The organism is Globicatella sanguinis NBRC 15551 (assembly GCF_001552295.1).
Classification (GTDB): Bacteria; Bacillota; Bacilli; order Lactobacillales; family Aerococcaceae; genus Globicatella; species Globicatella sanguinis.
Map to the genome: position 1 here is coordinate 1 of NZ_BCQX01000074.1, position 11,378 is coordinate 11,378.

Here is an 11,378-nt window from a genome sequence, read left to right on the forward strand (position 1 = left end):
GGTTCACTCCCAACTGTGCGGGGGTAGACAGACGAGCGAAAATCATTTGATTTTCTACTTCTTGCCCACTCCCAAAATTTTCCAAAATCATTACTATTAACACAAAGCAAAATAATTAACCCACATCATTTGACAAAGAGTTATGATAGTTTAATTTATTTTTCAAAAAACCATTTCTTAGGAATGAAACCTTTACCTGCATTTTTCACGGCACTACCGACGGATTTCACCACAACTTTACTATTATTGGATAAGATTTCTCCCATATAGCTAATTGAATTCACGGAGGCACTACGGCGAATTTTATTTTTCTCTTCATTGCGATCCATTCCTAGATACGTTTGGGCAATTAGACCAACTCTCAGCGTTAAGAAGGCATTAATCGAGCCTTCCATTAAACTGGAGACAACTAAATTGGTAATAGGAACCATTCCTGGAATAGCTGAAGCGATACTTTCGCCAATCACTGAGGTAATTAAAGGTTCCATTTGTCCTTCAATTAAGTCAGCATCTTCAATCGTGCGAGCCATTAAAACGACCGATGCCACTTGAACATACAGCTTAGCCATGCCTTTTAACGTAGGTCTTGTTTGATAAAAATTACTTAATTGCCATACCATTCGTAACAACGAAAATAACACGACCAAACTATCTAAAGCACCATTTTGTGAAATTGCGGTTGAAAGAAAGATCGCATTCGCATTTTCCTTGATTAATGGTAAAGAGCGCTCGTGTAATTGGATAAAGGCTTTATCAATCACACTGGATAATGGCATCTCTGTTTGATCAAAATCAAAATCCGCTAAATTAGGATTGTCCTGTAAAATTTCTTTAACCTTCAGCAAATAAATATGAAATTCCGCTTCACTAGCATCATCTGCTAATTCAACAATTTCGGGCTGTTGTCCCCAAGTTTTGTAAATTTTAAAGCCCAGATAAACAAGGCCGATTAATAACAGTCCCGCTACAATCATCCCCATGATAGGATGTAATAATTGGCTAAAGAACTGATAAGTCAACATCAATTGGTTGACAATAAAAAGGGTAAAGATGGCCACTAAGAAATACAAGAGCCATTTTAATAAGCGACTTAAATCTTGCCACCATTTATTCATATTATCATTCCTTTACTGATTCTTTCACACTCTTATTAGATCTTAAAAAGCTGACCGAATGTGAAGGGAAGCGTCTTTTATCGTTCTCAAAGCATACAACTTTGATTCTGAAAACATACATAAAGCTAAGTCTATCTTACCGAACAATACCAATAAAAAAATCGGCCTCACGACCGATATTGATAGCCTTTTATGCTGTCAATTGTGCTAAAAACTCTTGTTTCCAACCGATGTGCTCATCTAAACATAAGGCAAATTCAAAGTCTTTCACATTAACTTGCACGATAAACTGATTATGTGCATAGCGCACCATCAAGATTAAATCATCAAGGGTACGTCCAAAATACCAAAAATGCTGGTTATCCTCACTATCAGCCTCAATATCCTTTTTAATCGTTTCAACTAAAGCTGGAATAGTATCTGTATCTGTATTAAAGATGAAGCCATATTCATGTTCGGTCATAAGGTCTACTTCGTACCAATAGTGAATGCTATGGTCATATTGTTGTTTTTCTAGTTGTTTCATTATTACACCTAATTTCCTCTTTAATTTGGATATGATTAACTAGCATCTGTAATTCGTTTCATAATCTTATTTTATCATATATTAGGATAATAGTTCATCCAATAATTGATGCATATTCTTATAAGACGTTACTTCTGAATCATCTATATCCAATGTAAGCCAGTCATTGATAAAATAAGTTTTTAATCCGGCAGAGCGAGCGGCTGTAACACCGGTTGGAGAGTCTTCAATTGCAATTACTCCATCTAGTGTTGATCCGGTTTCTTCTAACACTCTGAGATAAATTTCAGGATTAGGTTTTTGATGAGTTATCATATCGCCATAGACTTTAGTTGAAAAATAATGCTGAATATCTAGCTGTCCCGTAATCTTCTCAGCTCTTTCAGTGTAGGAAGTCGTCGCAATAGCTATTGGAATATTGTGTTCTTTTAATGTTTCCAAAATTTCTCTAACTCCCGGCATTAATTGAACTTGATTAGTCGCAATCATTTCCAAAATATAAGCTTCACGATATTCTCGCATTTTTTGAGTTAAAGCCGGATCACCAGTACGTTCGGTAATTACACGATTATTATCTACAATACTTTTACCACGCATGCTATTAACGAAATCGAGTCCAAAGTCATATCCATAATGTTTAAAGGCATCATCCCATCCTTTAGCATGAATATCTTCTGTATTACATAAGGTACCATCCATATCAAAAATTGCTAATTTTATTTGATTGATTTTCAAACTGTATCCTCCTTCGAATCCATTTTCATATTTTGTTTTTCTAACCTTTCACGTAAACTATCTTCAAACTTAATTTCTTCTTGAAAAATAAACCATTCTAAAATTAATCCAGTAATTAAACAACCTAACAAACAATAGATAAGAATGTTCCCTATTTGCTCAAGCGCTGTTACTGATAATTGTACTACATTTAAAAGAAATTGTAAGGAATAATACCATATTATAAATATAACGAACATCGCACCAAACTTGAAAAATGGATGTCTTTGGTCAAGTTGTAATTTACGAAAAACAGGAATCAAGACCATCACTATTAATAACGAGACTGATGCTATTGCTAAAAAAATGAAGGATGCTTTTATACCAACCGTGACCATCGAAGTTATAAAAGTTATGATAATCCCTATTATAATCAGTAACTTTTGCCACAAACGATATTTACTAACGATTTTATCGTGTTGCTGTTCCATTTTAGATTTTATTTTTACTCGAACATCCGAAATTTTAGCAGTTCTCTTTTGATTTAATCGTACTAATTCAACATCATATTGCTGTCTTGATAGCTCATCTTTAAAAATCTCTTGAGCTTGACGTAATTGGGTAATGGTTTCAATATAAATAATGTCACTGATTTCTTCTAAAGCTTGTTGTTGATTGACCGTTTGAAGCTTCTGTATTATCAATGTTTGAATTTCTTTAGTCGATAATTCAGGATTAATCGATAAACATTCATAGTAGTTTTTCATCAAGTATCACCCTTCAAAAAAAAAGAGTAAACCATCTTTCAACATTAAACTGTTAGTCTGGTTTACTCCTTATATTTTTATTCTGCCAATTGTTTCTTACACATTTCATATAAGCCTTGCATATAGCCAATACCGATGGCACGATCATATAAACCATAACCTGGTCGACATACTTCACCCCAGATTGCTCGGCCATGGTCTGGGCGAATAATCCCATCATATCCTACTTCAACCAAAGCTTTCATTATTTCAGCCATATCTAAATCACCTTCAGGCGAATAATGAGCAACTTCCGCAAAATGTTTTTCACCTAAATAGCGAACGTTTCTAAAATGAACGAAATTAATTCGATCGCCCATTTCACGAATGATAGCTGGAATATCATTATTCGGGTCTGCACCTAAAGAACCGGTACAAATCGTTAAGCCATGATGTTTTGAATCAGTGATCGATAAGATGCGACGTAAGTCTTCCGCATTTTTAGTAATTCTTGGCCAACCAAAAATTTCCCAAGGTGGATCGTCTTGGTGAACTGCTAAATAGACATCTGCCTCTTCACAAGCGTCTATAATCGACTCTATAAAATACTTATAATTTTCAAAGAGTTGTTCTTCCGTAATGCCTTCATACATTTTTGTTAAACGTTCGAATTTATCTAAGCGTTCTTTTTCCCAACCAGATAGTTTAAATCCTCCGGTTTGTTTTTGGACGTGATTAAAGACTTCTGTAGGTTCCATACCATCAATGACACTTTGATCGAAGACTAATCCATATGAACCGTCTTCAAACTGATAATTTAAATCTGTTTTTAGCCAACCGAATACCGGTTTAAAACTATAACAAATAACTTTAACACCACATTGACCTAAATTACGGATTGTTTGAATATAATTTTCAATATACTTATCACGTTCAGCTGTCCCGGCTTTTATCGCATCATGAACCGATACAGATTCAATTCCATGTAATTCTAGTCCTACTTCATTCACTTGTTTTTTTAACGCTTCAATTTCTTCAATTTCCCAAACGTCGCCTGGTAATTTATTTAACAATGTCCCGACTACTCCATGCATTTGTGGAATCTGACGGATATGCTCAATCGGAATATTGTCATCTTTACCGTACCATCTAAAAGACCATTTCATGAAATCTCTCCTTTCTTAAAAGTCATCATCGAAGCCATCTTCATCAAAGGTTGTTTCTTCAGCTAATTGACTAATATGCCAATGACTGATACCTGATGTTGCTTGTGTTTGAATTGACTCAATTGCTTCTTCAATCGAAGTGCCAATTAATCGTTGATTAACAGCTTCAATTAACATCGGTAAATTAACTCCTGATAACACATGGCATTTACTTTTCAATGAATCTTCTAATCCATTTATGGTCATTAATGACTGATTATATGGACTCGCAGATAATAGATCTGTTAATATTAGGACACCGTCTCCTTGATTAACGGTTTGTATTGCCTTCGCAATATCGTCACCTAATTCCTCGATTGCTTGCCCTTTTTTTAAAACACAAGCTGCTAGTCCTTCTGTGTTACCAAAGATAACATCGACTGAGTCTATTAAACCTTGTGATAATGTTCCGTGAGAAGCTATTACGATGCCAAACATTTAATTTCCTCCTTTAAAATAATCAATAATCGTATTAATATTCTTCCAATTGACCTCAGTTGAATTTAAATCACCACGATCTAAATAATAACTTTCCGCTGATTTTTGCGAACTGATTATATAATGATAATGACTTGTGCCAGCTTGTGGCATTATACCAAATTGCTGACATTTATCTTGTTCTTTTTTAGACTGGGTAAAACAATATAACGCGTTATCACTACCAATAGAGTCTAAATAATAGAGTTCGCCTCTCTTCACAAATAATTGCTTTACTAACTCTATTTGTTCAAAACCATAAGTGCCATTTGGAATTAAAATATAAGCAATTCCTGGATCTCTTCGTTGATACATTAACTCCAATATCGCAAGAATGGAAGATGTGTTCCGAACCACATTTTTACGACGACTGACGCCACGAGATACTTTACTCGCTATCAAGAAAAAAGCCATTACAGTGATGCTGACTAACCAAGCTTTATAGTCTCTAAAATCGATGGCAAATTGACTAAGTTTTAAATACATAAAAAGTGCCAATAATCCACCTAAAAATAATAATCCAGCCGACATCATGATATATTGAAAGGTTTTTTTCTCTTGTTCTTTCACATCAAAAAAATCATATGAACCAAAGTGTTGTTTCGGTGTATCATAATAGGTTGCCACTACTTGTCGTGCTTTTTTTGGATTTCCTACAATGATAATTTTGCCGAAATCTTGTTTATTATTCGTTAACTCTTTCACTTCGATATCTTCACGAAATTGATAGACATCTTTAACAAATGAATGAATAAAACGATTGATTTGAACGGTTGATTGTCGCTTATTAAAGACAGTACGATAGCGAAATAACCAGTCTTTTAATCGCTCTTCACTTTGATTCATAATATCCCGACTTTCTATAATGTGATGTTAAATTTCCCTAAAACTTCTTTTAAGCTATGTTTTTCAGCAGATGGTGTTTGTTGGAAATAAATATTTTCAACACCATATTGTTGATGCATTTCTTTTAGCATTTCTGCATCTTCTTGATTAATGTATACAGATTTAGTTACACGAATATCTTTAGAAGAATCTTTCTCAGCGACACCACCAATATTCAATTCTTTGATTTCTACTCCGTCTTTTACTAATTCGTACATTGATTTAACTGATTTTGTTAATAAAATACAGTTGTAATCTTTTAAATTATAATCGTGCCAGTAAGATTTCATGCGATCCATAGTCGTTACGATTGTCTTTTGACCCGTACGACTTCCTGCTGACATATAGATTTCACGCATAAACTTATCCATTGCTACCACATCATCCACCACAAAAATTGAGTTAACTCCATTTCGTTGAGATAAGGTAATCATTACTTGTCCGTGAATTAATCTCTCATCCACGCGTGCTAAATTAATTTGTCCCATAATATACTACTCCTTTTATTGTTATAGAATACCAATTGCTGCTAATACGACTAAAATAGCCGTTAGGATTAATAGAATATTGGTCACTTTTAATCCTTTCTTTTGATAGTAGAAATACACAAACATTACTGTCGCTAGCGGCAAGATACCAGGTAAAATTTTATCTAATAATTCTTGAATGACAAAATCGCGTCCAGAAATGTTAAAAGCAAGTGAAGAGGACACTTTAACATAGTTAGCTGCTAAAATTCCCATCATAAACATCCCTAAAATAGATAATACATCAATAATTTGTTGTAATCCTGAACTTTGTAAAATATCTCCTGCGTCACGACCTAATTTAAATGATGAACGAGCGAAGAATAAACCAATTAAATATTGATAAGTTGCAAACAATACAAATGGAATGATTGCTCCTAATCCAGATCCTGCTTGAGCCCATGGAACTGCAATGGCGATGAAGATATATTGAATAGTACCAGAGTCAATCGCATCACCAATTCCCGCTAAAGCTCCCATTAAACCGGCTTTTGTATTATAAAGTAAGTCATCCGAAACAGTTACTTCTTCACCATTGTATTCTTGTAACGCTCTTTGTTCTTCCATTGAAGCCATTAATCCAGTAATCACTCCACCACCCCATGTTAATTGAGTATTGAAGAATAATAACTGACGTTGATATGCCGCTCTTAGTTGATCTTCATCTTTATATAATTTTCGTAAAATAGGCATTAATGCATATAATAACGAAGCTGCAAGATAGCGGTCGAAAGAGTGGGGAATTTCATTGGCCCAATGCCATCTTAAATAAGCTTTTGTTACGTCTTTCGTTGTAATTTTCTCAGGAGCTAAATGTGAATTTTGAGTTGTTTGTTTCATTTCCTTATTAGTTAATTCCATTGTTTTTACCTCCTCTAATTAAAATCCATCGTCAAAACCATCGTCAAATCCATCATCAAAGGCGTCGCCACTTTCAGATGATCTTACTGTTGATTTTGCTTCTTTTCCACCTGCTGAACGAGCAGTAACATAAATAATTGCTATCATAATACCAAAGATTGCGTATGTTACCATTGTGATACCTAATGAAGAAAGAGTGACTGAAATGAAATATGCTAAGAAGAAGAAGACTAATAAGTCTTTACGTCCAATAACATAAATCGTGGTCGCAATCCCAATCGCTGCTAACCCTCCACCTACTACGGTTAGAATATGAATAAAGACCGTTCCTTCTAACTTATTCATAAAGTCGGCGATAACAGGTGCACCCCAATAAAGTGAAATAAAGATTAGCGGAACGAATAATAAGAATGATGCAATCGTAGGATAAGCTATTACCGTTCTACTGATTTTCTTATCATTAATATTATTTTCTAAAACTGCTGTATCCGTCATTTTACCTATAAAGGTATTTAAAAAGAAACGGAATTGATATAAATATGATCCTAATAATCCAACTGGAACTGCTACCGCAATCGCTGACTCCACGTTCATTTTACTTAATAAAGCAACCGGTACGGCAATTGCAGCTGCAACAGCTGGTTCTTGTGGCATTGAACCACCTGGAGAGAATACCCCCATATAAATTAATTGTAGTCCTGCAGTAATAATCATTGCTTGTTTCACATCTCCCATGACTAACCCACAAATAAAACCAGTCATTAATGGGGAGAAACGAAGCGTTAAGGTCATCCCACCTAATCCACGAGACATAACAGCGGCAACCCAAATAGCAATGAGTAAACTTTGCATTGCTGATAATGTTTCCATAGTAAAACCTCCTATTTATTTATATAATTTTCTAGTTCTAATATTGCTGATTTTAATACACTTTGATTGATTTCAAGAGGAATTAAATGAACTTTCTCTTTGCTATCGATAAATTCAACTAAATTATCGAGTAATTCTCCTTCTTCAATCTCAATATGCATTTCTTTTAACGACTTAGGTAAATTCAATTCATTATATAATGGTATTAACTCATCAATATCAGCCCAACGTTTTTCGATAGCCATTTGATAAAGAATACCATAAGCAACAATTTCGCCATGTAAATATTTTTTAACGGCTGGATAATATTTTCCTAAACCATCATGCATAGCATGTGCTGCTGCATTACGAGAATATTTACCTCCTAAGCCACCCACCATACCGGCAATCGCAAAGACGATTTCTGATAAACGATAGAATTCATCACTAATGACTTGATTCTTCATGTCTTCAATTGCTTTAGCTGCATCATTTAAAATTTGATCTTTCGATAATACAGTAATGTGTTGAGCAAGTTGCAAATAATTTTCTTTTTGTAAATGAGCTTGTTTCAAAATTGCATCGGATTCATACCATTTCGCAATTGTATCGGCTAGCCCTGCTACAAAATATTCAACAGGCGAATCGATTACGAGCTCAGGATCTGTAATTAAAAAAGCTGCTTGTCTTAAGAAATGTTCTGATTTACCTTCTGATTCACCTGATTCTTTATACATAACTGAAAGTGGCGTCCAAGGAGCACAATTACTTGCTAGGGTTGGTACCACCCCGAAAGGTACATTCGCAATATGTGCAGCATAACCTACCAAGTCGGTTAATTTCCCACCGCCAACACCAATAATGAAATCAATGTCTTGCTTTTCAACAATATCTTTAATTAAGTCCGCGCCATAATAACTACATTCTCCAGTATATTGATGATAGATGATATCCCCTTCGAAGTTATCAATAAAGCTTAAAAATGGTTTTGCCTTTTCCCAAGAAATAGTTCCGTGCACAATTAAGATATTTTCTGCATGATATTCTTTTAAAAGCTTAGGAATATTTTGTAGTGCACCAATATGATATTGATAAAATGACGGCCCCATTTTTACCTGTAAGTCTGTTAACATGATTATCAAATCTCCTTATTTCATGACTGTTTGGACTGCTGTATGTGGGACTTTCCCATTCACAATCCGTTCAACATCTTCTAAACATTTTAACCCCATACCTTCTAAGCACTCTAATGTATAAGCACCTGTATGAGGGGTCATCACCACATTATCAAATTGTAAATAAGGGTGATTTCCTCGACCTGGTTCAATTTCTAATACATCTGTTCCTAAACCGGCAATTTTTCCTGAAGCTAATCCTTCGACAATTGCTTCTTCGTCTAATAAGGCACCACGAGCTGAGTTTGAAAGATAGACGTGATCTTTCATTAAATTAATTTGTTCAGTAGAAATCATATGGTAGTTTTCTTCTGTCAAATTCGCACATAAACAGATGACATCAGATTGCTTAAGTAATGTTTCAAAATCAACTTTATGAGCACCGAAACTTTCGATATAAGTTTGTGACTTATAAGGATCATAAGCCAATACATCACATTTATATCCATAACGTGCAATTTCAGCAACACAACTTCCTGTATTGCCAATCCCAATGACTCCTAAAGTCTTATTAAATAAAGTACGTCCCACATAACTTGCTCGGTCTTCCCAATGATCTGATTTAACTGCTTTGGTCGATTCAGTCACTCTACGCATTACTGTCAGTAAGTTCGTAATATTTTGCTCGGCAACTGCGCCACGTTCAACTAGAGGAGAAACAATCGAAACAACCGTTCCGCATTCTTTAGCCGCTTCTAAATCGACATTGTTATAACCTATTCCATGACGACTGATAAGCAGTAAATCTTTTTTATTATCAAAGAATTCCCTTGTAAAAAACGGCGTTACACTTGAAATCACAATGTTAAATGGTGCTAACACTTCTGCTAACGCTTTTCCATCAATATCACTATCTACATCAATTCGCTCAACTTCACCAATTTCTTCTAAACGTTCAATGTGTTCAGGAAATATACGCCCATAACTACTTGAATTAACAATTGCAATACGATAATTATTCATCTTACTCTCCTTCATAAATCTCATCCGACAACTAAAATGTTTTTACACCCCCATGGAAGCCTTTTATTTTAAATTCATTATACAATAAATAATATTTTTTGTAAACTCTTTCAAAAATAAAATTTATTTTTTGCTCGATATCTTTTAAAATCTATTTATTTTTAGTATAATAGTCTTAATCAGAACTAAGTAGAAAAGAGGAACATCATGAATGATGATACAACCAATTATTATCTAAAACGTAAAATTAAAGCTTTAGGCAGTTCCTTAACCACGATTGAACAGCAAATTGCAGAATATTTAATTAACTCTGATGATTCAATCGGTAAAATGACTTTAGATGAATTGGCTACTTACATCAATGTTTCTAAGTCTTCCATATTTCAGTTTATAAAAAAATTAGGTTTTGAAGGCTATCAAGATTTTAAAATGTCAGTAGTTAAAAATATTTCTGAAATTCGCAATGATAATTTTTTAAGTAATTATCATGATATTGATCAAAAAGATAATACCTATGATATTGCAATGAAAGTTCTAAACTCGAATGTCCAAGCTTTGCTCGATCTTCGCTATAGTATTTCAGAAGAACAGTTAGATCATATTTTAGAAATAATAAATAAATCTACCACCCTTCATTTCTTTGGTCTTGGTGGTTCCTCGGTTGTGGCTTATGATAGTTACCATAAATTTATGCGTACCAAACATCATGTCAATTATATTCAGGACTATCATATGCAATTATCCTATACCACTAAAATGGGGAAAAACGATTGTGTCTTTATCTTTTCCCATTCTGGTATGACCAGAGAATCAAATATTTTAGCAGAGGAAGTAAAGCGAAATAAAGCGAAACTCATTGTTTTGTCAGGTATCAATCAATCGAATCTCGCACAATTAGCGGACGAAACAGTGATTATTACCACCGAAGAATCCGCCTTTCGAACGGAAGCTTTAATGGCAAGATTGGCATATATTAGTATGATGGACTTCATTTATATTAATGTGATGTTAACGGATCAAAAAAGAAATAACGAATCAATCGAAAACATTCGTAAAAGTTTACAAAGTTCTCGTATTCAATCGTAATTATTTAGAAGAATTCATAACACTTTTACAAGTAATGGTTTCAAAATGAAGGTATGGAGTTTTAAGTTTCACTGTTTTAAATTAAATAAATAGTAAAATAAATTTATACCATGTGTAATGATGTTTATACATGGTATTTTTTATTGTTAGGCTATGGCAAATCTCATTCATTCAACACAATAAAATAGGTAGACTCATTATGTCGCTTTCAACTTATTAAATTTGTCATATATTTTAATCGTAATTTAT

General features: G+C 34.0%; 13 protein-coding genes. 1 reads left to right on the forward strand and 12 read right to left on the reverse strand.

Going from position 1 to position 11,378, the window contains the following annotated elements; all coding sequences use genetic code 11:
• Positions 1-155: 155 nt before the first annotated feature.
• The 12 genes from GSA01S_RS07015 to GSA01S_RS07070 all read right to left on the reverse strand — a co-directional run bounded on the left by GSA01S_RS07015 (position 156) and on the right by GSA01S_RS07070 (position 10,043).
• The gene (locus GSA01S_RS07015; RefSeq protein ID WP_066126132.1) at positions 156-1,115 is read right to left on the reverse strand and encodes a DUF697 domain-containing protein; all 960 of its coding nucleotides are present in this window, start codon (positions 1,113-1,115) and stop codon (positions 156-158) included.
• Positions 1,116-1,305: 190 nt separating this feature from the next.
• Positions 1,306-1,641: a hypothetical protein gene (locus GSA01S_RS07020; RefSeq protein WP_066126133.1), complete on the reverse strand. Its 336-nt coding sequence runs from the start codon at positions 1,639-1,641 to the stop codon at positions 1,306-1,308.
• A gap of 81 nt (positions 1,642-1,722) precedes the next feature.
• Positions 1,723-2,376 (reverse strand): HAD family hydrolase, encoded by a 654-nt coding sequence (locus GSA01S_RS07025; RefSeq protein ID WP_066126135.1) that lies wholly within the window; start codon positions 2,374-2,376, stop codon positions 1,723-1,725.
• Complete coding sequence (locus GSA01S_RS07030; RefSeq protein WP_066126137.1) at positions 2,373-3,122, reverse strand: hypothetical protein; 750 nt, start codon at positions 3,120-3,122, stop codon at positions 2,373-2,375. Before GSA01S_RS07030 ends, GSA01S_RS07025 begins: the two co-directional genes overlap by 4 nt.
• 77 nt (positions 3,123-3,199) lie before the next feature.
• Entirely contained in the window at positions 3,200-4,267 is a 1,068-nt protein-coding gene (locus tag GSA01S_RS07035) for a mannonate dehydratase (protein ID WP_066126139.1), read from the reverse strand.
• Between the two features lie 15 nt (positions 4,268-4,282).
• Positions 4,283-4,744, reverse strand: a complete 462-nt coding sequence (locus GSA01S_RS07040) for a PTS sugar transporter subunit IIA (protein WP_066126141.1) — start codon at positions 4,742-4,744, stop codon at positions 4,283-4,285.
• Entirely contained in the window at positions 4,745-5,629 is an 885-nt protein-coding gene (locus tag GSA01S_RS07045; RefSeq protein ID WP_066126142.1) for a hypothetical protein, read from the reverse strand.
• Between the two features lie 14 nt (positions 5,630-5,643).
• Positions 5,644-6,156, reverse strand: a complete 513-nt coding sequence (locus GSA01S_RS07050) for a PTS sugar transporter subunit IIB (RefSeq protein ID WP_066126144.1) — start codon at positions 6,154-6,156, stop codon at positions 5,644-5,646.
• 21 nt (positions 6,157-6,177) lie between these two features.
• Positions 6,178-7,035, reverse strand: a complete 858-nt coding sequence (locus tag GSA01S_RS07055) for a PTS system mannose/fructose/sorbose family transporter subunit IID (protein WP_066126152.1) — start codon at positions 7,033-7,035, stop codon at positions 6,178-6,180.
• A gap of 39 nt (positions 7,036-7,074) precedes the next feature.
• Positions 7,075-7,926, reverse strand: a complete 852-nt coding sequence (locus GSA01S_RS07060) for a PTS mannose/fructose/sorbose/N-acetylgalactosamine transporter subunit IIC (protein ID WP_066126146.1) — start codon at positions 7,924-7,926, stop codon at positions 7,075-7,077.
• Between the two features lie 11 nt (positions 7,927-7,937).
• Entirely contained in the window at positions 7,938-9,038 is a 1,101-nt protein-coding gene (locus GSA01S_RS07065; protein ID WP_066126147.1) for an iron-containing alcohol dehydrogenase family protein, read from the reverse strand.
• Between the two features lie 15 nt (positions 9,039-9,053).
• Entirely contained in the window at positions 9,054-10,043 is a 990-nt protein-coding gene (locus GSA01S_RS07070; protein WP_066126148.1) for a D-isomer specific 2-hydroxyacid dehydrogenase family protein, read from the reverse strand.
• Between the two features lie 207 nt (positions 10,044-10,250).
• Between GSA01S_RS07070 and GSA01S_RS07075 the strand changes: the two genes are divergently transcribed.
• Positions 10,251-11,129 carry a MurR/RpiR family transcriptional regulator gene (locus GSA01S_RS07075; protein WP_066126150.1) on the forward strand — a complete coding sequence of 293 codons (879 nt, stop codon included), beginning with the start codon at positions 10,251-10,253 and terminating at the stop codon, positions 11,127-11,129.
• Positions 11,130-11,378: the final 249 nt, after the last annotated feature.

Excerpts from the sequence above, each read along its gene's own strand:
- GSA01S_RS07015 (WP_066126132.1), bottom strand. The coding sequence starts at position 1,115 with ATGAATAAATGGTGGCAAGATTTAAGTCGCTTATTAAAATGGCTCTTG.
- GSA01S_RS07020 (WP_066126133.1), bottom strand. The coding sequence starts at position 1,641 with ATGAAACAACTAGAAAAACAACAATATGACCATAGCATTCACTATTGG.
- GSA01S_RS07030 (WP_066126137.1), bottom strand. The coding sequence starts at position 3,122 with ATGAAAAACTACTATGAATGTTTATCGATTAATCCTGAATTATCGACT.
- GSA01S_RS07035 (WP_066126139.1), bottom strand. The coding sequence starts at position 4,267 with ATGAAATGGTCTTTTAGATGGTACGGTAAAGATGACAATATTCCGATT.
- GSA01S_RS07040 (WP_066126141.1), bottom strand. The coding sequence starts at position 4,744 with ATGTTTGGCATCGTAATAGCTTCTCACGGAACATTATCACAAGGTTTA.
- GSA01S_RS07045 (WP_066126142.1), bottom strand. The coding sequence starts at position 5,629 with ATGAATCAAAGTGAAGAGCGATTAAAAGACTGGTTATTTCGCTATCGT.
- GSA01S_RS07050 (WP_066126144.1), bottom strand. The coding sequence starts at position 6,156 with ATGGGACAAATTAATTTAGCACGCGTGGATGAGAGATTAATTCACGGA.
- GSA01S_RS07055 (WP_066126152.1), bottom strand. The coding sequence starts at position 7,035 with ATGAAACAAACAACTCAAAATTCACATTTAGCTCCTGAGAAAATTACA.
- GSA01S_RS07060 (WP_066126146.1), bottom strand. The coding sequence starts at position 7,926 with ATGGAAACATTATCAGCAATGCAAAGTTTACTCATTGCTATTTGGGTT.
- GSA01S_RS07065 (WP_066126147.1), bottom strand. The coding sequence starts at position 9,038 with ATGTTAACAGACTTACAGGTAAAAATGGGGCCGTCATTTTATCAATAT.
- GSA01S_RS07070 (WP_066126148.1), bottom strand. The coding sequence starts at position 10,043 with ATGAATAATTATCGTATTGCAATTGTTAATTCAAGTAGTTATGGGCGT.
- GSA01S_RS07075 (WP_066126150.1), top strand. The coding sequence starts at position 10,251 with ATGAATGATGATACAACCAATTATTATCTAAAACGTAAAATTAAAGCT.